The organism is Microbacterium azadirachtae, from assembly GCF_000956545.1.
In the GTDB taxonomy this organism is placed as follows: Bacteria; Actinomycetota; Actinomycetes; order Actinomycetales; family Microbacteriaceae; genus Microbacterium; species Microbacterium azadirachtae.
Genome location: NZ_JYIT01000072.1, coordinates 31,368 through 50,713 on the forward strand (window position 1 = coordinate 31,368; position 19,346 = coordinate 50,713).

At 67.9% G+C, this 19,346-nt stretch carries 21 protein-coding genes; 11 read left to right on the top strand and 10 right to left on the bottom strand.

Going from position 1 to position 19,346, the window contains the following annotated elements; all coding sequences use genetic code 11:
- Nucleotides 1-37: 37 nt before the first annotated feature.
- Genes RL72_RS08070 through RL72_RS08080 form a run of 3 tightly spaced genes read left to right on the top strand, consistent with a single transcriptional unit; the run spans nt 38 to nt 3,759 of the window.
- On the top strand, nt 38-1,216 hold the full coding sequence (locus tag RL72_RS08070) for an SIR2 family protein (RefSeq protein WP_052674261.1): 1,179 nt from the start codon (nt 38-40) through the stop codon (nt 1,214-1,216).
- Complete coding sequence (locus tag RL72_RS08075; protein ID WP_045250313.1) at nt 1,213-2,922, top strand: ATP-binding protein; 1,710 nt, start codon at nt 1,213-1,215, stop codon at nt 2,920-2,922. Before RL72_RS08070 ends, RL72_RS08075 begins: the two co-directional genes overlap by 4 nt.
- 24 nt (nt 2,923-2,946) lie before the next feature.
- Nucleotides 2,947-3,759 (top strand): GIY-YIG nuclease family protein, encoded by an 813-nt coding sequence (locus tag RL72_RS08080; protein ID WP_045250314.1) that lies wholly within the window; start codon nt 2,947-2,949, stop codon nt 3,757-3,759.
- A 56-nt stretch (nt 3,760-3,815) separates the two neighbouring features.
- Here RL72_RS08080 and RL72_RS08085 read toward each other — a convergent pair whose 3' ends face one another.
- From RL72_RS08085 to RL72_RS08100, 4 genes are all read right to left on the bottom strand, one after another.
- The gene (locus tag RL72_RS08085) at nt 3,816-4,589 is read right to left on the bottom strand and encodes a hypothetical protein (RefSeq protein WP_156156740.1); all 774 of its coding nucleotides are present in this window, start codon (nt 4,587-4,589) and stop codon (nt 3,816-3,818) included.
- An 89-nt stretch (nt 4,590-4,678) separates the two neighbouring features.
- Nucleotides 4,679-5,131 (bottom strand): helix-turn-helix domain-containing protein, encoded by a 453-nt coding sequence (locus tag RL72_RS19795; protein WP_156156741.1) that lies wholly within the window; start codon nt 5,129-5,131, stop codon nt 4,679-4,681.
- 129 nt (nt 5,132-5,260) lie between these two features.
- The gene (locus RL72_RS08095; protein ID WP_045250317.1) at nt 5,261-5,698 is read right to left on the bottom strand and encodes a VOC family protein; all 438 of its coding nucleotides are present in this window, start codon (nt 5,696-5,698) and stop codon (nt 5,261-5,263) included.
- A gap of 181 nt (nt 5,699-5,879) precedes the next feature.
- Nucleotides 5,880-6,563, bottom strand: a complete 684-nt coding sequence (locus RL72_RS08100) for a TetR/AcrR family transcriptional regulator (RefSeq protein ID WP_045250318.1) — start codon at nt 6,561-6,563, stop codon at nt 5,880-5,882.
- A gap of 121 nt (nt 6,564-6,684) precedes the next feature.
- Here RL72_RS08100 and RL72_RS08105 point away from each other — a divergent pair, with 121 nt between their 5' ends.
- Nucleotides 6,685-7,254 carry a DUF4386 domain-containing protein gene (locus RL72_RS08105; protein ID WP_248700420.1) on the top strand — a complete coding sequence of 190 codons (570 nt, stop codon included), beginning with the start codon at nt 6,685-6,687 and terminating at the stop codon, nt 7,252-7,254.
- Between the two features lie 3 nt (nt 7,255-7,257).
- Here RL72_RS08105 and RL72_RS08110 read toward each other — a convergent pair whose 3' ends face one another.
- The 3 genes from RL72_RS08110 to RL72_RS08120 all read right to left on the bottom strand — a co-directional run bounded on the left by RL72_RS08110 (nt 7,258) and on the right by RL72_RS08120 (nt 8,598).
- Nucleotides 7,258-7,614, bottom strand: coding sequence for a hypothetical protein (locus RL72_RS08110; RefSeq protein WP_045250320.1), 357 nt, complete (start codon nt 7,612-7,614; stop codon nt 7,258-7,260).
- On the bottom strand, nt 7,611-8,060 hold the full coding sequence (locus RL72_RS08115) for a hypothetical protein (RefSeq protein WP_045250321.1): 450 nt from the start codon (nt 8,058-8,060) through the stop codon (nt 7,611-7,613). The genes RL72_RS08110 and RL72_RS08115 overlap by 4 nt, the downstream gene beginning before the upstream one ends.
- A gap of 166 nt (nt 8,061-8,226) precedes the next feature.
- Nucleotides 8,227-8,598 carry an MmcQ/YjbR family DNA-binding protein gene (locus RL72_RS08120; protein WP_045250322.1) on the bottom strand — a complete coding sequence of 124 codons (372 nt, stop codon included), beginning with the start codon at nt 8,596-8,598 and terminating at the stop codon, nt 8,227-8,229.
- A 189-nt stretch (nt 8,599-8,787) separates the two neighbouring features.
- Between RL72_RS08120 and RL72_RS08125 the strand changes: the two genes are divergently transcribed.
- Both RL72_RS08125 and RL72_RS08130 read left to right on the top strand, forming a co-directional pair.
- Entirely contained in the window at nt 8,788-10,515 is a 1,728-nt protein-coding gene (locus tag RL72_RS08125) for an amino acid permease (protein WP_082072257.1), read from the top strand.
- Nucleotide 10,516: 1 nt separating this feature from the next.
- Nucleotides 10,517-11,341, top strand: a complete 825-nt coding sequence (locus RL72_RS08130; protein WP_052674263.1) for a glutamate ABC transporter substrate-binding protein — start codon at nt 10,517-10,519, stop codon at nt 11,339-11,341.
- Between the two features lie 51 nt (nt 11,342-11,392).
- Here the strand turns inward: RL72_RS08130 and RL72_RS08135 are convergent, their stop codons facing one another.
- Entirely contained in the window at nt 11,393-13,276 is a 1,884-nt protein-coding gene (locus RL72_RS08135; RefSeq protein ID WP_082072258.1) for a bifunctional metallophosphatase/5'-nucleotidase, read from the bottom strand.
- Between the two features lie 213 nt (nt 13,277-13,489).
- On the opposite strand from RL72_RS08135, the gene RL72_RS08140 reads away from it, so the two are divergent.
- The 3 genes from RL72_RS08140 (at nt 13,490) to RL72_RS08150 (ending at nt 16,105) form a co-directional block, all read left to right on the top strand.
- Entirely contained in the window at nt 13,490-14,959 is a 1,470-nt protein-coding gene (locus tag RL72_RS08140) for an SDR family oxidoreductase (RefSeq protein ID WP_052674264.1), read from the top strand.
- Between the two features lie 104 nt (nt 14,960-15,063).
- Entirely contained in the window at nt 15,064-15,528 is a 465-nt protein-coding gene (locus RL72_RS08145) for a DUF6098 family protein (RefSeq protein WP_045250323.1), read from the top strand.
- Nucleotides 15,529-15,610: 82 nt separating this feature from the next.
- Nucleotides 15,611-16,105 carry an SRPBCC family protein gene (locus RL72_RS08150; protein ID WP_045250324.1) on the top strand — a complete coding sequence of 165 codons (495 nt, stop codon included), beginning with the start codon at nt 15,611-15,613 and terminating at the stop codon, nt 16,103-16,105.
- Nucleotides 16,106-16,148: 43 nt separating this feature from the next.
- On the opposite strand, the gene RL72_RS08155 is transcribed toward RL72_RS08150, so the two are convergent.
- Nucleotides 16,149-17,108 carry a DNA topoisomerase IB gene (locus RL72_RS08155; RefSeq protein WP_045250325.1) on the bottom strand — a complete coding sequence of 320 codons (960 nt, stop codon included), beginning with the start codon at nt 17,106-17,108 and terminating at the stop codon, nt 16,149-16,151.
- Between the two features lie 218 nt (nt 17,109-17,326).
- Here RL72_RS08155 and RL72_RS08160 point away from each other — a divergent pair, with 218 nt between their 5' ends.
- Nucleotides 17,327-17,737: a DUF4383 domain-containing protein gene (locus RL72_RS08160; protein ID WP_045250326.1), complete on the top strand. Its 411-nt coding sequence runs from the start codon at nt 17,327-17,329 to the stop codon at nt 17,735-17,737.
- Nucleotides 17,738-17,744: 7 nt separating this feature from the next.
- On the top strand, nt 17,745-18,245 hold the full coding sequence (locus RL72_RS08165) for a hypothetical protein (protein WP_045250327.1): 501 nt from the start codon (nt 17,745-17,747) through the stop codon (nt 18,243-18,245).
- A gap of 67 nt (nt 18,246-18,312) precedes the next feature.
- Here RL72_RS08165 and RL72_RS08170 read toward each other — a convergent pair whose 3' ends face one another.
- Nucleotides 18,313-19,167 carry a peptidoglycan DD-metalloendopeptidase family protein gene (locus tag RL72_RS08170; RefSeq protein ID WP_248700421.1) on the bottom strand — a complete coding sequence of 285 codons (855 nt, stop codon included), beginning with the start codon at nt 19,165-19,167 and terminating at the stop codon, nt 18,313-18,315.
- Nucleotides 19,168-19,346: the final 179 nt, after the last annotated feature.

Here is a 19,346-nt window from a genome sequence, read left to right on the forward strand (position 1 = left end):
CGCGATGTGGCCGATGGAGGCTGGGGAAAGAGGATGCATGACGCACAGCATTGAGGTGATTGGCGGCTACACCAAGGGGGCATGGCAGTCGCTTGACGGCGCCGAGTTGACTGACCTGGATGCGATTTCCGCCCAGGATGTCGCTTCACGGGCTTTTCGCGAAGAGCTTTCGTTAATCACCAACGCCGAGAACCTTGTCGTGCTTGCGGGACTGGGCACCTCACTTGGAATCGTTAACGAACGTGTCACGGACAAGCTTGCTCCGAAGATGTCGGACCTTTGGGCCGAAGTTGAAAAGCTCGGCTCTTACACAGCCATCAAGGCTCAACTGAGCGACGAGCTCGTTCAAGGGCAGAACTTTGAGCACATTCTCTCCGACGCGCAGGCGCGCCTAGTCCTCAATCCCCGCGATACCGCTCTCGCCGACTTCGTCCGCGAGGCCGAAGACGTCGTCTGGAAGAGCTGCAGTTTCATTGACGACCATTCACAGGTCGAAAGTCACGAACTGCTCCTGCGGAAGGTTGCACGCAGATCAACGCGACTGCAACGAACGCAGCTGTTCTCAACGAACTATGACCTGGCCTTTGAACTCGCCGCACGTCGTGCGCGGTTCAACGTCATTGACGGGTTTGGCTATGGCGGACAGGACTTCGACGGCGGATCGTTTGATCTGGACTACGTTCGTCGACGGCCGCACGAACCGCTCGCGCTTGAGCCGAGCGTCTTCCACTTGCTCAAGCTGCATGGATCTGTCGACTGGGACGCCACGGACGGTGGCGTTCGGAAGGTTCCGGGGTTCGCGAAGCCAACGAGTCCGGTACTCATCTATCCGTCGTCGGCGAAGTACCAGATGTCCTACCAGCAGCCGTATCTGGAGTTCATGTCGCGCTTCCAGATCGCGCTTCGTCAGCCCGATGTCGGCTTGATCGTTGTCGGCTTTGGGTTCAACGACGAGCACCTCGTCGCGCCGATCGAAGCCGCACTTCGCAGCAACATTGGTCTTCGCGCCGTGGTGGTGACCCCCGGCGCGCGCGACGCGACTCGATCCAAGACACTCGGGTGGATTGAGGCGCTTATCGAGCGAGGCGACCGACGTCTTAGCCTGCTAAACGGAACGTACGACGACCTGGTGAGGTTCCTTCCCGACATGCCCGCTCGCGATGAGCGAGACGCACACGCAGACCGCGTGTCGCTCGACGGCAACTCACGCGCATGATGGAGCTGCACCCGTTCGGTCCAGAACGTCGGATCGGGCATGTCTTTCAGGTCGAAGGGTCCTTCGCCGATATTGCCCTTTCGGCTGCGAACAAGCTGCCTCGGGCGCACTTTGGGGAGTACCTCGGTCGAGGCGAGGTCGGCGAGTTCGTGGTCATCGATGTCGGAGGAGTCGCGGCATTCGGACGGCTGCTACAAGTTGGCACAGCGCTCGGGCGGGCCGATGACGTGTCCGCAGAAGGCGACAAGAAGGTTCCGATCGAAGGACGAGTGCAACTCCTCTCGACGCTCGAGCTCAGCGGCGCGACGACTCGTGGCATCGCGAGGTACCCGAAGGTGGGAGATGCGGTCTACGCCGCGAGTTCCGAAGCAATCCTGGCCGTTATCGGCGCCGCATCCAGTTCCGACACTGCAACACTGCCTCTCGGCCGCTTGTCCGTTGATGAGTCGGTCCCTGTCGCCGTCCCATTGTCGCGCCTGTTCGGTAGGCACCTCGCGGTTGTCGGGGCCACGGGATCTGGAAAGAGCTGGACCGTCGGACACCTGGCTGAAAGCGTCGCTGCCCTGCGGGGCAAGATGATCCTCATCGACGCCACAGGTGAGTTCCGAACCCTCGCCGAGCGAGCGACGCATCTAGCGTTCAGCTCCGCTGCAGATGAACCTGACGGAACGACCGTAGTTGGTATCCCGCACTTCATGATGCGGGAATCGGACCGGAATGCATTCCTGAATCCATCAAGCGGCTCCCAGCTGCCCAAGCTCCGGGAAGCTGTCCGGTCGCTCAGGCTGGCGCACGCGATCACAGCAGATGCCGGCGCTACGCCGGCTCATCAGCGTGTCGTGCAGTCATCGGGCGAGGTTGTGAAGCGGAACGGCACCATCGCGGTCCATCAATCTGCTTGTAACACCTACATTGGGGCCGTTGAAGGTGCGAACTCGCCGTTCAACATCCGGTTGCTCGCCGCCCAGGTTCAGAACGAATGCATCTGGGGTACCGATAAGAACAACTCGAGCAAGTTCGGCGATGTCGATCAGAACTCTCTCGGGTATGTCTCGTCGCTCGTTAGTCGCATCAGTGATCTCCTTCAGACGCCAGAGATCATGGACGTGATTGACCCTCCCGCTGGCGTCGTCAACGTCATCGAGGAGATCTGGAAGTGGATACACGACCACGACCAGCATGTTCTCCGCATCTCGCTGAAGAACCTAACTTTCGCCAACCACCTGCGCGAGATCGTCGTCAATATCCTTGGGCAGACGCTTCTTACTTGGGCACGAGAAGGCGCGTACGGAGCGATGCCTGTTGTCGTCGCCGTAGATGAGGCGCATCAGTTCTTCGATGTCACAGTCGGTGACGAGTTTGCCAGCACGCACCTAAATGCCTTCGACGCAATCGCCAAGGAGGGACGCAAATACGGGCTGACGGTCTGCGTCGCAACCCAGCGGCCGAGCGACTTGCCTGCCGGGGTCCTCAGCCAGGTCGGGATGACGATCGTTCATCGGCTCGCGGATGGCCGCGACCGGCAGCGGGTTGAGCAGGCAGCAGCGGAGCTGGATCACTCAGCGACCAAGCTTCTTCCCGGGCTGGTACCGGGCGAGGCCATCTTGATGGGTGTTGACTTCCCCGTGCCGGTTAGCGTCAGGATTCAGAAGCCGGTCGCGCCGCCAGCATCGGACGGGCCGAGCTACGACTGTTGGGGTGCTTAGGAGCGGCATGGAAAGGCGCGGTTGATGGCATTGACACTCGGTCCGATCGTGCTCGATACGGGTATCGATTTCTCGGACGCGCTCGTGATCCGTCACGCCTACGTCCGCGAGCACGAGGACAGCGGACCGCAGGGCATCCACGCAGACTCTACGGACGCCGAGATCCTCGAGTACACGCGGAATCAGTCCGTGAACCCGAGGCGCTTCCCGGCCGATCCGCCGCGCTTCTGGGTCGTCTTCATTCGTGAGGGCGGCGACCAGGCCCGACTCTGGTCGGTAGTCGAGAACCGCGGCGAGATCGCGAACGATGGTGTGCGACGTGTGTTCGACATGGTCGTCTCCGAGCACTTGGCTGATTTGCGCGGGCGCCTCGTCATCGGCTGGCGGTCACCGCGCACCTGGTGGATGCGAGCGGCCACGGCGGCGAGCTACCCGGTGATGGGCATCGCCGATGCCGAGCCTGTGCCGTTCCCCGGCTTCGATCGGCTTGTTCTCGACTATGCACAGCTCCAGGCAGTGATGCGCGAGCACCGCTACGCTTCGTGGCGCACAGCGCTCTCATCCGTGGTTGGCATCTACCTGATCACGGACACACGCGACGGGCGCCACTACGTCGGCAAAGCGGATGGCGAAGAGAACATCCGTCAGCGATGGAGCATCTACGCGACTAACGGCCATGGTGGCAACGTCGAGCTCCGCGGCCTCGATCCATCGACGTTCCGCTATTCACTCCTGCGCGTCTTCGACCCATCGACGCCGACGTCCGCCATCGACGCATCGGAGAGTCATTTCAAGGTGGCGCTCGACAGTCGTCGGCACGGACTCAACCGAAATTAGGCCCAGGCGCTATCAGGCCTTCGAAGAGCGCAGACACTTCGTATTGCGGGGCCGCGTTAGTTCCCGAGCATGTGGACCGAGTGCTTCCCGACGTGCAGCCGACCGGTGGTCCGCGACAAGCGATACTCACCGAGGTAGCCCAACCGGCGGTTGAAGACCTCGACTCGCCAATTGTTCGGCGCGACATCGGGCAGTTCCTTCCACCGAGTCCGCAAGTCCTCGTAGAACCCGTGCCGCCCGCTGAGGTAGATAGCACGGCGACGGGTTGAGTCCACGATCGTCAGCGCTCCGGGCTCGTCATCGTGGATTGAATCGGACTCGTCCTCGGCGCTGCCCAGATGCGGAGGATTGCTGCCACCGTCGAGCAGCTCAAGACCCGGACGATCCTGAACTTGACGTGCCCATCGCATCCATGCCTCGGATGGCGGCTCGGAGGGGCGGCCGTTGCCGTAGGCGAAGTTCGCGTGGTTGATCGTTGCCCAAGCGATGTAGGCGTCGAGGGTTTGATCTTGGCCCCATACCGACGCGATGAAGTCGAGCGTTGTATCGCCTGGCGGGCGGCCTTGGTCGCGCCAGGCGCGCAGTCCACGGCCTGGATCGCGCCAGCCGAGTCGAGCGACGATCAGGAAATGCAGCCCGTGCCAGTACGCCAAGTACTGCGCGTGGTCGATCTCCTTGCCGTCGGCGGTGGGAAGTATTGCCGCACGGCTTCCTGCAAGCGCGCGCAGGACGAGCTCGATACCCCACGAGTTGGTTGTCAGACCCTCAAGCTGCGCATCTACGAGGCGGAAGCGATTCATGTTGCTCGCGTCATAGGTTCTGAACGTCATGACCTCATCCTGTCGGATCGCGCCGAACGGTGCCTCCGGAGAGATGTTCGGGCTGTCTCGGACTGCAATGGCGTAACTCTGTGAGTCCGTCACACGGCCTTCCTCCGCGGCGCGCTTGCCCGCATCTCAACGCCGACCCGGTGAAGCGTGCGAGATACCGCGCCGTGAGACAGACCGTGATTCTTCTCGATGTCGCGCATCGTGGCACCGGCTTCATACTCCTTCGCGATCCGCCGAGCCTCCGCCTCGGTGACGGTGCGCTTCTTCACCACGACGTTGTTCTCGCGTAGTAGACGTGTGACCGCTGACGGTGCGACCTTGTACTTTTCGGCGAGCGATCGGGCGCTCTCGCCCTCCTGGTAGCGGCGGACGATGTCAGCGACCTTCCGCGGCCCGAGGCGCTCAGGTAGCGGATGCGGACGGTAGATCGTTCGAACAATAGGTTCGATGTCTCTGTTGCCGGCCTGGGCGAGGTCCCTAAGTTCCTCGAGGCTGAGCCCTGTTCGCCAATGGTTCGAACAGAGGTCGATTGCGCCAGCCAACAGAGAAGGCCCGGAAACACTGAGGAAGATCAGTGATCCGGGCCTCTGTCGTTCCCGGCGGTGTCTGGATATCGCGGCGCGGATCCAGCGCAGTCGTGCTCGCCTTCCTGCGGGCATGACCTCCGCGCTTCAGCGAAGGCTCTGCGCGAGTCCGACCAGGATGTCCTCGGGGCCGCGGATGTAGCAGAGCCGGTAGATGTCCTCGTACTGCACGACCTCATCGCTCACGAGGCGGGCGCCGTGGGCTTCGATCCTGGCAAGGGTCTCGTCGAGATCGTCGACCTCGAACATGACGCGGAGGTAGCCAAGCGCGTTGACGGGAGCGTTGCGGTGGTCGGCGACGATCTCCGGCGCGAGGAACCGCGACAGCTCGAGGCGGCCGTGACCGTCGGGGGTCCGCATCATGGCGACCTCGACGCGCTGGTCGCCGAGGCCGGTCACGCGCCCGGCCCACTCGCCCTCGGCCATGGCGCGGCCTTCGAGCTCGAGGCCGAGCGCGGCGAAGAAATCGATGACCGTCGAGAGATCCTCGACGACGATGCCCATGTTGTCCATCCGTATGCTCATCTCAGCGCTCCTGCTCGTCGGAGCGCGCCTCGGTCAGCACGGTGGTGACATGCGCACCGAGGTCCGAAGGCTCGCGCTCGATCTCGTTCATCGGCCTCACCCTATGCCCGTGGGGTGCCGGTGACCCTGCTGTCGGCGCGACGGGGCGCGTCTCCCTCGCACTTCTGCCGCCTCCGCGCGCTCAGAACGGCGCCTCGCGAGTCCATCCGCTCTCGTGCAGGCGTTGCGTGCCGTCGAGGATGAGATCCAGCGCGAACGCGAACTCGGCGTCGTCGTCGCACGCTTCGCCGGCATGAGGAGACGCCGTGGCCATGTGCACGATCGCGGGGTAGGAGGCCGCGAAGTCGGTCATCGCCCGGGCTCGCTGCTCAGGATCCTCGGGCAGCTGCGGTGTCGGCAGCACGTCGCGGGTGAACCCCCACATGCGCGTGGAGAGCGCGTGCATGGTGTGGTGCACGAGGTCGGCCGAGAGCCCGCCTTCGAACATCCCGGCCATCAGCGCGTCCATGTGGTGGAGCGTCTGCGGGGTGGCCAGAGGGCGGGACTCGATGGCTTCGCGGGCCCATGCGTGCGCGGCGAAGATGCTCCGCGCCGCGAAGACGCGAGCCCGGGTCGATTCCCGCCAGTCCGCGCCGGAGCGGACGTCGGGAATGCTGCCGATCACCCGGTCGAGCATGTGGTCGATGAGCTCGGAGTGATGGGCGACGTGCTTGTAGAGCGCCATGGGTGTGACGTTCAGGTGCTCCGCGACCCCGCGCATGCTCGCTCGATCCAGCCCGTGCGCGTCTGCAAGGGTGATCGCCACGTCGACGATGAGGTCGCGATCAAGACGTGTGCGCTGCGGTCGAGAGGATCGGGTTGACACGTATACATAGTATACCTACGATGACCTCATGCAAGCTTACGCCGTATACCGAAACGACCATCGGGCATCCGCCTCTCACGTGGCCCGGCAGCACGCCCGTGCCGCAGGCATCCTCTATCTCGTGACCCACGCGACGTCCGTCCTCGCCGTCGTGGCGTACGGAGCGGGATTCGTTGCCGCAGGCGTCACTCTCGAGTTCGGGCTCGCGATCGGCTGCGCCGGAACCGGGGTGCTCCTGTGGAACCTGCTGCGGGCGTCCGGGCCTGTCCGCGCAGCGACGTTCGCCGCCCTTCGCGCGGTGGAAGCGGCGGTCATCCTCGCCGGCGCGTTGCCGATGCTCGCGATGATGTGGTCGCACGAGACATCGGGACCCGTGGCGGAGCTCGCGTCGGCGATGCACACGGCGTCGTTCCTGCTCGGGCAGGGGCTCGTGATCAGCGTCAACACGAGCGTCCTCGGCTGGCTCCTCTGGGATTCGCGCGCGGTGCCGCGCGCGCTCGCCGCGCTCGGCGTCGGGGGAGGGGGCCTCGTGCTGATCAGCAACCTGTGTCAGCTGTGGGGTGTCATCCCCCTCAATGGACCCATCGCAGGCGGGGCGGCGCTTCCTGTGTTCGCGTTCGAGCTGTGGTTCGCGATCTTCCTCATCGCGCGTGGTCTTCGGACGCCGCAGGAGCCCGTCGGGGCGCGCTGAACGTCATCCCGCCGCAACGACGTCCGTCTGCGACGCGGTGCTTCGGCTCATGCGGCGGGAAGTGAGGTATCCGAGAAAGCGTCGCCGGGCGAGCTCGACGGTCACCACTGCGGGAACGGACCCCGCCTGCAGCACCGCCAGGGGCCACAGGCCCTGCCCGATCCACACGAGGCCGAGGATCGTCGCGGAGAGCCAGCAGATGGCTCCGGCGCTGAGCAGGGTGGCATGGTCCCTTCGCAGCGAGAGGATCACCAGGATCACGGCGACCACGCACATCCCCGCGCTGAGGACCCCGAGTCCGAAGTAGATCGCATCGACGGCGTGGGCGAAGGCGGCGAACGCCTGCTCCTCCGGGGTCACCGCCGGGCTCCGTCCGCGCGGGAGCCTTCGCGCGCGCCGGCGCCGGTCCGCTCGGCGGCGAGCTCCTGGCGTCGCCGCTCCCGCAGGGCCGGAAACGCCGAGCTGGTGGGATCCATCGACATGTACGGGCGGATCGCGCCGATGCCGGCCACCGTCGGGATCACGTGCTCGCCGTCGCGCCGCAGGTACCCCCGCGACAGCAGGTGGTTCAGCGCGCGCCGCGTCCTCCAGCGGTGCAGCAGACCCTGGCCCGCGCCGCGCGCGAGCAGCCCCTCCACGGACATGCGTTCCGCATCCGCGATCTGATTGAGCGTCATCCACGCGTGGGTCGGCAGGCTGGCGGCGAACGTCCTCCCTCGCGACAGGGCGCGCTGGATGCCCTCGTCCAGCTCGGACGTCAGGACCGGGGACTCGACGCGGGTCTCGGCGTCGTACTCAATGCTCACACCACAGGAGACACGTCGAGGGAGGTTCTATGACGCGGGTTCGCGCGGAATATCGCGATCGATCGACGGGGCATCCCGCTGTCCGTGCGGCGTCGCGCGAGCCCGCGGTGATTCGCGTGCAGAACGCGACATCGAGGACGCCAAACGGCGTCGTCGTTCCGCGCGCTCAGAGGCGGCCGAAGAGCTCCGGATCCACCGGACGCTGCGCGCGGGGGAGCTTCGCCACGACCAGCCGGTACGCCTCCGTGACGAGCTCCCGGACGAGGTCCTGCTCGAGGCTCCCGTCGGAGCGGAGGGTGATCCAGTGCCGCTTGTTCATGTGATAGCCGGGGATGATCGCCGGGAACGTCTCGCGCAGGGCCTCGGCGTCCTCCGGCGCCGCCTTGAGGGTCACCGACGTCCGTCCCATGGGGGACAGCGCCATGAACATCCGCTCGCGGACCCGGTAGACGTCGACCTCGGGGCCGAACGGCTGGTCGACGGTGACGCCGGGAAGCTCCTCGGCGCGCGTCGCCGCCCACTCCTGCAGCACGTCCATCGCCCACCTCTCCTCGCGTCGCGGTTCGATGCCGCCGTGATCGCTGCGGCGAGTCTACGGGGCGGCGCGCCGCCGTCCGTTGCCCTCAGTCCAGAAACCGTGCCATCCTCTGTACCACGTCAGCGCTGATGTACCGAGTCGTTCCGCGACCCGCTCACGGCGCCACCGGCGAACGACAAGGGGGAACACATGTCGCAGACGGAAACCACGGACCTCACACGCGGTCCGGACCACGGCGCCGAGCACGATGCGGAGCAGGCGGGCTACAAGAAGAGCCTGAACCGGCGCCAGGTGCAGATGATCGCGATCGGCGGCGCGATCGGCACGGGCCTGTTCCTCGGATCCGCGTCCCGGTTGCACAGCAACGGACCCGCTCTCGTGCTCAGTTACGCCTTCGTGGGCGTGATCGCGTACTTCCTCATGCGCGCCCTCGGCGAGCTCGTGCTGTACCGGACGACCTCCGGGGCGTTCGTGTCATGGATGCGCGAGTTCTTCGGCGAGAAGGCGGCCTACTACACCGGCTGGATGTACTGGACGAACTGGGCTCTCACCGGCATCGCGGAGCTCAGTGCCGTCGGCCTCTACATCCAGTACTGGTGGCCGCAGATGCCGACGTGGGCCACGGTGCTCATCGCGCTCGCGGTGGTGCTGGTGGTCAACCTGCTGTCGGCGAAGGCCTTCGGCGAGTTCGAGTTCTGGGCCTCGGTCCTCAAGGTCGCGGCGATCATCGTGTTCCTCGTCGTCGGCGTGATCGTCGTCGCATTCAGCTTCGACGTCGGCGGACACCGTGCAGGCGTCCAGAACCTCTGGTCCAATCCGGGCGGATTCTGGCCGACCGGCGGCGGGTTCGCCTGGTACGGCCCGATCATCGTGATGTCGGGCGTGGTGTTCGCGTACGCGGCGATCGAGATGGTCGGCATCGCGGCCGGCGAGATGGAGGACCCCAAGCGCGAGGTGCCCAAGGCGGTCAACGCGGTCATCGTCCGCATCGCCGTCTTCTACTGCGGTGCCCTGCTGCTGCTCGTGTGCATCCTGCCGACCAGCGAGTTCACGCCCGGCATCAGCCCGTTCGTGACGGTGTTCGGCCGGATGGGGATGCCCTGGATGGCCAACGTCATCCAGGCGATCCTCATCGTGGCCGCGATGTCGTCGCTCAATTCCGGTCTGTACACGACGGGCAGGGTGCTGCGCAGCCTCGGCATGGCGAAGCAGGCGCCGGGCTTCACGCTCAAGATGAGCCGGTCCGGAGTGCCGTGGGCGGGCATCGTGATGACCGCGGTCGTCTACGTCTTCGGGTCGATCCTCAACGCCGTCAGCCCCGACGCCTTCGAGATCGCGCTCGAGGCCGCCTCCATCGCGGTCGTGTTCACCTGGGGCACGATCTTCGTCTGCCAGTTGCGGCTGCGCAGGCTCAGCGACAGGGGAGTGCTGCCTGCGAGCACGTTCCGTGCACCGGGCACGCCGTGGACGAGCTATCTGGGCCTCGCGTTCCTCGTGTTCGTGATCGTGGGCATGGCGATCTCGGGCTGGCAGGCGTCCCCGTACTTCTGGCACAAGACGGGCTTCGTCGTCGTGGTCGTCGGCATCCCGGTGCTTCTCGTCATCTTCGAGCTGGGATGGCTGATCGTGAAGGGCCGCGTGTCCGCGCACACCGAGGGGCGCATGCTCAGCAAGTGGACGGACACGGGCCTGCGCTACCCGCCGCAGCCGGCGGGACCGCGCACCGAGTCGATCGCAGCCATCGGCACCGTGCAGTTCGACGTGCACGAGCGGGATGAGGAGCACAAGGACCCGCACCATCGGGACGAGGGCATCGATCTCGGCCCGGTCGAGATCGGGATGCACGAGTGGGACAACCTCGAGGAGCCGGACAAGAACCCGCCCGGCGATACGGGCAAGGATGAAGGGGGACGGTGACATGCGCCGTCTCGCGCTCGTCGCGGCCGCCCTCGCCGCAGGAACCGTGCTCGTCGCCGGTTGCTCGGCCACGCCTCCGAGCAGCACCGGCGACAACACGGCGACCGGATCCGCGACCCTCACGATCGGGATCGCGGACGACCTCCCCGGCGTCAGCCTCAAGACGGAGGCCGGCTACGCGGGATTCGACGTGGACACCGCCAACTACGTCGCCGGGAAGCTCGGCGTGCCGACGAAGAACATCACCTGGCAGCGCATCGACCAGGACGAGCGGGTGAGCTCGCTGACCTCGGGCAAGGTCGACCTCGTCGTCTCGACGTTCTCGATCACCGCGGAGCGCGAGAAGGAGATCGCCTTCGTGGGCCCGTACTTCGAGGCCCATCAGGATCTCCTGATCCGCCGCAACGACGACACCATCACCGGGCCGGAGACCCTGGACGGCAAGAAGGTGTGTGCGGCGGCGGGCACCACGTCGATCGACTACCTCACCTCCCACTACGAGGGGAAGATCACCGTGGTGAAAGTGCCGTCGTGGTCGGAGTGCGTGCGCGATCTCGCAGCCGGCACCGTCGACGCGGTCTCGACGGACGACCTGATCCTCGCCGGCTTCGCCGCCGTCCCCGAATACAAGGGCGTGCTGCGGGTGATCGGCAAGGGCTTCACCGACGAGATGTACGGGATCGGGCTGAAAAAGGGCGACAACCGGGCCGACCAGGTGCGGGCGGCCCTCAAGGAGTACATCTCCTCGGGCGCATGGAAGAAGTCGCTCGACGCCAACATCGCCCCCTCCGGGTATGCGATCCCCGCGCCGCCGACCGTGAAGTAGCGAAATGACGACGCCCCTCCGCGAAGCGCGGAGGGGCGTCGTCGTGCCGGATCAGAAGACGGACACGCCGTTGCGGGTCAGCTTCCAGTTCACGACGTGGAAATCGGCCGGGTCGATCGTCCCGGCGGCCGACGCGTAGGCGACGATGGCCTCGCGGATGGCGACCTGGGCGTTGTAGACGACCGGCGCGGTGGCGATGTGCGGGAATCCGCCGCCGCCGGACTGGCGGTAGTTGTTGACCGCGACCACGAACTTCTGCGCGGGGTCGACCGGCGCGCCCTGCCACGACAGGTTCTGGATCCGCGAGCCCTGCGGCTGCGCGATGTCGACGTCGTAGGTCACGCCGGAGAACTGGTCGTAGTTGTAGTCCGGGGTGTTGAGCGCATTCGTCCAGCTCGCCGGATCCACCGGGGCGCCCGGCGCGACCTGCTGGAAGTACTTCGCCGAGTACTCCAGGTAGTCCTTGATCTGAGCGCCGGTCAGCACGGACGCCATGAGGGTGTTGTCGTAGATGTACAGCCCTGCCACGTCGCGGATCGTGACCTCGCCCGCAGGGAACGTCGCCTGGCGGTTGAAGGGGGCGGCGATGGAGACGACGGGCAGCGACGCCTCCGCCGTGCCGGCGATCGCCTTGGACACCGTGTCGACCTGCACCGCGTTGACGTAGTCGAGGATCGCGGTGTCCTTCCAGCAGGACTCCGCGGCGGAGAGCTCCTCGGTCGAGGTGGCCACCGGCTTGTTGACGTACGTCACGACCGCGTCGTGCTGCGCCTGGACGAGCGCGACCATGGCCGGATCGTCCTGCACGGTGTTCGTGTTGAGGTTCGTGGACTTGCGCGACACGACCGTCCACTTGCCCTTGACCTGCTGCAGCTCGATGTCGAACACGCTGAGGCGCTGCCCCCAGCACATCGGCTCGCTGAGCACCACCTGCTGGCCGGTCTGCGCGTTCGTCACGAAGCGCTGCGGGATGTCCTTGTGCGCGTGGCCGAACAGGATCGCGTCGATACCAGGCACTTGTTCGGCGAGGATTCCCGCGGCGTTCTCGTTCGGGAGATCCGTGCCGTAGGAAGACGTGCCGCTGTCGCCGGAGTGCACGCTCACGACGACGAGGTCGACGCCCTGGTCGCGGATGACCGGGACCCAGCGCTTGGCGGTCTCGACGATGTCCAGCACCTCGAGCGTGCCGCTCACGTGCGCCTTGTCCCAGATGACGATGCCGGGGTTGGTGAGGCCGAGCACGCCGACCTTGATCGGCTTGTAGCCCGGGATCTTCATCGTCTTGATCGTGTACGGCGTGTAGGCGGGCACGGTCGTGCCGGCGCGCACGGCGTTGGCCCCGAGCACGGGCGCATCCATCTGCGAGATCCAGGTGTCGAGGAAGTCGAGGCCGTAGTTGAACTCGTGGTTGCCGAGGGCGACGGCGTCGTAGCCGAGCGCGTTCATCTGCGCGGCCATCGGGTGGGTGGCGCCGGTCTGGGTGATCGGGTCGACCGTGGCGTAGTAGAAGCCCAGCGGCGTGCCCTGGATGGTGTCGCCCGCGTCGAAGAGGAGCGTGCGCTCGCGACCGCGGTCGGCGCGGATCTGGTTCACGACGCTCGAGACCCGGGAGAGGCCGACGACGTTGCCGGCCTTGTCGGTGTACGCCGCGTCCTTGTAGTAGTCCCAGTTCACGGCGTGCGAGTGGATGTCGGACGTGCCCATGATCGTGATGGTCACGGACTTGCCGACGCCGCCGGCCGCGGCCGACGCCTTCTCCGGGGTGGCGACCCAGCCCGCGGCGGCGAGGGCGCTCGCCGCGGTGACGCCCGTGAGGAATCCTCGTCGATTCAGTCCGGAGCGGTGCTCCTGTGCGGCCTCGTCGGGAACCGCGCACGAGCACCAGCGGGGTTCGGGAGCGGCGGCGTGGCGGTGCAGATGTGTTTCATCGGTCATGAAGACCGATGCAACCACGCCGAGGGGATGCGGACAACAACGTGCGAGTGAACACTCGGGCATCGCGCGCATGAGCGGACCGGATCCGTCTGGGTGCGCGATCGAGCGGATCCGGCCGCCCATCCGGGGGATCCGGTTCTCCGGAGCGAGGTGCGCCATGTCGAGTCGATTTTGGCTAACCTGGTTAGACAAACGCTTAGGGGAGCTGATCGAATGACGAGAGTCGTCGTCACGGGCGCGACCGGGTACATCGGCGGACGCCTGGTTCCGCAGCTGCTCGATGCGGGCTACGAGGTGACCTGTCTGGTGCGCTCCGCGTGGAAGCTCACCGACGTCCCCTGGCGGGACCGTGTGCGCGTCGTCACGGCGGACCTCTCCACCGGAGACGGGGTGCGCGCCGCGATGGAGGGCGCGGAGATCGCCTATTACCTCGTGCACTCGATGAGCGCGGGCGGCCGGTTCGAAGACACCGAGCGCAGGCAGGCCGAGATCTTCGCGGCGGCCGCCGCCGAAGCCGGGGTCCGGCGTCTCGTGTACCTCGGCGGACTGCATCCCGCCGAGGGACGCCTCTCGTCGCACCTCGCGTCGCGCGCTGCGGTGGGCCGCATCCTCCTCGACTCGCCGGTTCCGGCGATCGTCTTCCAGGCGGGGATCGTGATCGGATCCGGGTCCGCCTCGTTCGAGATGATCCGCCACCTCACCGAGGTGCTGCCGTACATGCCCGCGCCGCGCTGGGTGCGCAACCGGGTGCAGCCGATCGCCGTGCGCGACGTGCTGCGCTACCTCGTGCAGGCGGCGGGTCTTCCCGATGTCCTCAATCGCACCTTCGACATCGGCGGCCCCGACGTGCTGCGCTACGGGCAGATGATGAACGGCTACGCCGTCGAGGCGGGGCTCCACCAGCGGCCGATCGCGGCGCTGCCCGTGCTGACGCCCTGGCTCGCGTCGCAGTGGGTGAACCTCGTCACGCCCGTGCCGCGGGCGCTCGCCGTGCCGATCATCGCGTCGTTGCAGAACGACTGCGTGGCGCACGAGCACGACATCGATCGCTACATCCCGCCGCCCGAGGGAGGGCTGCTTCCGTACCGGGTGGCGGTGCGACTGGCCCTGCGCCGCGAACGCGCCGGCGAGGTGGAGACGAGCTGGCAGAACGCGACCGTCGCAGGCGCGCCGAGCGACCCGCTGCCGAGCGATCCGGAATGGGCGGGGCAGGTCGTATTCACCGATGAGCGCGAGCGGCACAGTGCGGCATCGCCCGCAGCGGTGTGGCGGGTCATCGAATCGATCGGAGGGGAGAGCGGATGGCATTCCGCGCCGCTCGCCTGGGCCGCGCGCGGCTGGATCGATCGTCTCTCCGGCGGCGTGGGGATGACGCGGGGGCGTCGGCACCCCTCCCGCCTGAACACCGGTGACGTGGTCGACGTCTGGCGGGTCGAGTCGATCACACGAGGACGGTCCCTGCGACTGCGTGCGGAGATGCGGATGCCGGGGCGCGGATGGCTTGAGCTGAGCGTGCGCCCGGACGGCGGCGGCAGCCTGTATCGCCAGCGCGCGGTGTTCTTCCCCAAGGGTCTCGCCGGGCGCCTCTACTGGGCGATGCTGCTGCCGTTCCACGGCATCATCTTCAGCGGCATGGTCGCGAGCATCCTCCGCGAGGCCGAGCGCGATCCGCACCGCGACTGAGGAACGCGGGAGGACCGCGGCGGCGTTTGTCAATCCCGGTGACGGCGGCGCGCACAGGCGTCAGGCTGGGGCCCGGTACCGCACCCGACGCAGAGGAGACCCCGATGGTGATCGCCGAGACCGTGGGCAGGGCACAGGATGACGGGCTTCCGGTGTACGGAGCGCTGCGCGAGGTCGTGCATCTCGCCGAGACCGTGGAGCCGCTCTACGTGCGATACAGCGAGGACCCGCGCGCCGACGTCGGCGGCCGCAGCATGGACGGAGAGAGCGGCCTGACGCTCCCCGGACTGTCGGCGAGCCCGCTCACGCCCGAGCAGTGGTGGACGCGCCCGGTCGAGCAGTGGGTCTCCCGGCAGCTGGTGAAGTACCGGCATCTCGAGCGCGAAGGGGAGGGCCGCGTGGCCTGGATCCTCACCGGCGACGAGGTCGGGAGAGGGCCCGACGCGGAGCCCCTGCTGGCGGACGCGATCCCCGTCGCCGTGCTCGCTCCGCGCGTGCTCGAAGAGGCGGAGACGGTGTACTCGGCCTCGTTCGAGCGGGGCCAGACGGTGGCGGACGCGCGACGATAGCCGATACGAGCGCGATGCGGAACCCCGGCGGCGGTGCTGCGGATCGCGCGTAGCGCGGCCCCCTCCAACCGAAGGAGGAGCCATGAGCACCACAGTCAACGCTTCCGTCGACGTCAATGTCCCCGTGCACCGCGCGTACGACCAGTGGACCCAGTTCGAGGAGTTCCCGCAGTTCATGGAGGCGGTACGCCACGTCGAGCAGCTCGATGACGTCCGCACGCGCTGGGACACGGAGATCGGCGGAGTGAAGCGGACCTTCGAGGCGACGACTACCGAGCAGATCCCGGATTCCCTGATCCGCTGGGAGAGCTCGGGCGAGAAGGTGCATTCCGGCCAGGTGGCGTTCACCAGCGGACCCGTCGGAACGCGCGTCGACCTCACGCTGACCTGGAAGCCCGAGGGCTTCCTGGAGCGGGTCGGGTCCACGCTCGCGCTCGACGAGCACGCGGCGGAACGGGACCTGCACCGGTTCAAGGAGTTCATCGAGAACCGGGGGACGGCGACCGGCGCGTGGCGCGGCACCGTGAACGGCGAGACGACACCGCCCGAGGGCGAGTCCTACAACGACCTCGCGTGAGACCGCCGCCCGACGCATCCGCGCCCCGTCGGCCGCGGATGCGTCAGGGCAGCAGCTCGATCAGCTGCTGCTCGACGCTGCGGCCGTTCGGATTCACGGTCAGCCCCTGCGCGTAGCGCTCGAACAGCCGAGGGTCGATGTAGCTTCCGCGCGCCACAGCCGGCGTGTTCCCGAGCGCGAGCGCCGTCTCCTCGACGGCGAGGCGCACGGCGCGTCGTCCGGCGGCCGCGGTCTCGGCGGCACCCGAGCGCGCGAGGCTGCGCGCGGCGATGACCGTCGCATGGATCGTGCGGAAGTCCTTGGCGGTGAAGTCGCCGCCGGTGCGGGCGCGGACGTCCTCGTTGATGTCCGCCGGACGCACTGGATGCCAGGGGCCGTCCTCCCGCCATGCCAGCAGCCGGGTCCGCGAACCGCGTCGGCGGAGCTGATCCAGAACCGCGGCGAGGTCGGGATCCTCGAGCTCCGTCTGCCACGGGACGCTGCTCTTGCCACGGAACCTCAACCGCACCGTCTCTCCGTCGACGGCGACATGGCGTGCGCGCAGCGTGCACAGCCCGACGCTGCCGTGCCGCTCGGCGTACTCCTCGGAGCCGACCCGGAGCAGCGCCACGTCGAGCATCCGGAAGCCGGCGGCGAGGACGGTCGCGCGTGACATCCCGCCGGCGCGCAGGTCGCGGGTGACCGAGCGGCGTGCCGCCGGCAGCGCCCGCGCGAGGTCCAGGGCGCGGTCGAACTTCGCCTCCGCAGCCCGACGCGCCCATTCCGGGTGATACCGGTACTGCGTGCGCCCTGCGGCGTCGACGCCGGTGGCCTGGAGGTGGCCGTCCGGGTGCGGGCAGATCCACACGTCCTCCCACGCCGGCGGGATCGCGAGCGCCCTGATCCGCTCGAGCGTGCGCGCGTCGTCGAGGTGCCGGCCTCGGGCGTCCCGGTACTCGAACCCCCGTCCGCGCCGGATCCGGCGTATGCCCGGCTTCTGCCCGTCCACGATGCGCAGCGCCATCCTGCCCCCTCCGATCGCCCCGGCGGCATCGCTCCGGTCCGCGGCTGATCCTGGCGTGCGGCGGGCGACGCCGCAAGGGGCTTGCCTCGGCCGGATCGTCCCTGCGGCACCTCTCCCGAAGGAGGGGCGAAAGTCCTGCCGGATGCGTGCAATCCGATTCCTCGGGGCCTCCGAAGAAGAGGTGAGCGGCATCCCGCCGCCCGAATCGAGGAGGAGCAATGCGTTCGTCACCGAACCGTCTGATCGCCGTCATCTTCGGCGCCGTCTACATCGTCGTCGGAGCACTCGGCTTCGCCGTCACCGGAGGAGTCTCCTTCCTGGCGACCCAGGGAGGGATGCTGCTCGGGATCTTCATGGTCAACCCTCTGCACAACGTCGCGCATCTGCTGATCGGCGCGGCGCTGCTCGTGGCGGGACTCGTGTCGACGCCCGCCGCGAAGGGCACCAACACCGTCGTGGGAGCCGCGTATCTGCTGCTCGGCATCATCGGGTTCTTCCTGGTGGGCACGGCGGCGAACATCCTCGCGCTGAACACCTTCGACCACTTCCTGCACCTGGCGAGCGCTCTGCTGCTGCTCGTGGTCGGGCTGGGCGTGGAGCGCAGCGTGCCGCGCGGGGCGACGGCCTGAGGTCGTCATGCTGCGCACCTGGCCCGCTCTGCTCGCGTGGGGAGCGGGCCTGATCCACCTCGCGATCGGGGCATCGATCGTCGCGCCATCGGGTGACGTGACGAGGGCGCTGTGCGCGCCGATGCTGCTGATCGGCTCTGTCGAGCTCGGCTGGGGCATCGCCGTGCTGCGGGCGGGGCGGATCATCGGCGGGCGGGGAGCGGCGGCCGGCGCGATCGCGGCGGTGCTGCTCGGTGCGGTGTCGCTCGGGGGCGGCGCACCGGTCGGCGCCGTCGCGATCTCGTCGGCGCTCGTCGTCGTGGGGGGATCCATGGCGGCGCGCGCCGCGCGGAAGGGGGAGGGCTCGGCCAGGGCGCTGCGCGTGCGGGCGACGGGGATGGCCTTGGGAGTCTTCCTCGTCGCCGCGGTGGCGACGCCCGCCCTCGCACTGACCGACGCGGTCGGTCACGGATCAGGACACGACCACGGCGGGGACCTGGTCGTCGTCGATCCGCACAGCGGTCACTGATCGGCAGGAGGGCCGGATACGACGAAGCCCCCGTCTCGGCGGGGGCTTCGTCCTGTCCGAGATCGGATCAGAAGACGTTGGACTGGAGCCAGGCGAGCGGGTCGATCGCGCTGTCGTTGATGTGCACCTCGAAGTGCAGGCAGGAGCCGACCGTCCAGCCGGTGTTGCCGACGCGGCCGAGGAACTGGCCGGCCGTGACGCACTCGCCGACCTGCACCGCGCGCGTCCCGTAGTCCATGTGCGCGTACAGGGTGGAGACGGCATTCTGGCCGCTCAGTGCGGCGTGCGAGAGCTCGACCGAGACGCCGTAGCCCTGGTAGCTCTCCTGGGAGAGCGTGACGCAGCCGTCGGCCGCGGCGTAGATGGGGGTGCCGATGGGGGCCGCGAAGTCCTGGCCCATGTGACTGCGTCCGGTGCGCGGGGCGCCGAATCCGTCGGTCAGCGTGTAGGAGCCGGCGGCCATCGGGTAGATGACCTGGCCGGGCTGCGCGATAGACGCGACACCGGTGCGCGCGGCCGCAGCGGTGGCGGCCTGCTTCGCGCTGAGCTCGGTGGGCGTGGTGGCCGTGAACGTGCCGTGCACCTGCACGTCGGGCAGCACGCCGTTGGCAGCGGTGAACGACTGCGCGCGGATGTCGGCCGAGGCGTTGTTCGCGGCCTGGGCGTCGCTGGCGCGGACCATGCCGATGGCGGGGAGCGCGGTGCCGACGACGAGTGCGGAGATCGCCAGCGCAGCGCCCGTGCTGCGGCTGAGACGCTTGACGTTGCGACGCGGGCGACGGCCTGCGGGGACGGCGTGCGGAGGAAGCTGGGCCGGGGCCGCGGATCGGGCGGCCGGCTCGGAGGCCTGCGGTGGCGCGGGGATGCGCGCCTGGGGCGCGGTCGGGTCTGCCGCGCGGGTGCCGGCGAACGTGCCGCGCACCTCGGAGGCGGGGGTGCTGCGGGTCTCGGCGGCCGGTGCCGCGGGGGCCGAGGCGGCGGGCGTCGTCGAAGCGGCGGATGCCTGGGCCGCGGCCTGCTCGCGCAGCTCACGACGGGAGCGGGGCGCGGCGGTACCGGGGGTCGCAGAGGGGGATCCTGCGGAACGGGCAGAGGGGAGCT

Excerpts from the sequence above, each read along its gene's own strand:
- RL72_RS08120 (WP_045250322.1), bottom strand. The coding sequence starts at position 8,598 with ATGGACGTGCTGCAGGAGTGGGCGGCGACGCGCGCCGAGGAGCTTCCC.
- RL72_RS08160 (WP_045250326.1), top strand. The coding sequence starts at position 17,327 with ATGCGTTCGTCACCGAACCGTCTGATCGCCGTCATCTTCGGCGCCGTC.
- RL72_RS08135 (WP_082072258.1), bottom strand. The coding sequence starts at position 13,276 with ATGACCGATGAAACACATCTGCACCGCCACGCCGCCGCTCCCGAACCC.
- RL72_RS08155 (WP_045250325.1), bottom strand. The coding sequence starts at position 17,108 with ATGGCGCTGCGCATCGTGGACGGGCAGAAGCCGGGCATACGCCGGATC.
- RL72_RS08145 (WP_045250323.1), top strand. The coding sequence starts at position 15,064 with ATGGTGATCGCCGAGACCGTGGGCAGGGCACAGGATGACGGGCTTCCG.
- RL72_RS08165 (WP_045250327.1), top strand. The coding sequence starts at position 17,745 with ATGCTGCGCACCTGGCCCGCTCTGCTCGCGTGGGGAGCGGGCCTGATC.
- RL72_RS08150 (WP_045250324.1), top strand. The coding sequence starts at position 15,611 with ATGAGCACCACAGTCAACGCTTCCGTCGACGTCAATGTCCCCGTGCAC.
- RL72_RS08080 (WP_045250314.1), top strand. The coding sequence starts at position 2,947 with ATGGCATTGACACTCGGTCCGATCGTGCTCGATACGGGTATCGATTTC.
- RL72_RS08085 (WP_156156740.1), bottom strand. The coding sequence starts at position 4,589 with ATGACGTTCAGAACCTATGACGCGAGCAACATGAATCGCTTCCGCCTC.
- RL72_RS08130 (WP_052674263.1), top strand. The coding sequence starts at position 10,517 with ATGCGCCGTCTCGCGCTCGTCGCGGCCGCCCTCGCCGCAGGAACCGTG.
- RL72_RS08070 (WP_052674261.1), top strand. The coding sequence starts at position 38 with ATGACGCACAGCATTGAGGTGATTGGCGGCTACACCAAGGGGGCATGG.
- RL72_RS08140 (WP_052674264.1), top strand. The coding sequence starts at position 13,490 with ATGACGAGAGTCGTCGTCACGGGCGCGACCGGGTACATCGGCGGACGC.
- RL72_RS08075 (WP_045250313.1), top strand. The coding sequence starts at position 1,213 with ATGATGGAGCTGCACCCGTTCGGTCCAGAACGTCGGATCGGGCATGTC.
- RL72_RS08125 (WP_082072257.1), top strand. The coding sequence starts at position 8,788 with ATGTCGCAGACGGAAACCACGGACCTCACACGCGGTCCGGACCACGGC.
- RL72_RS08095 (WP_045250317.1), bottom strand. The coding sequence starts at position 5,698 with ATGAGCATACGGATGGACAACATGGGCATCGTCGTCGAGGATCTCTCG.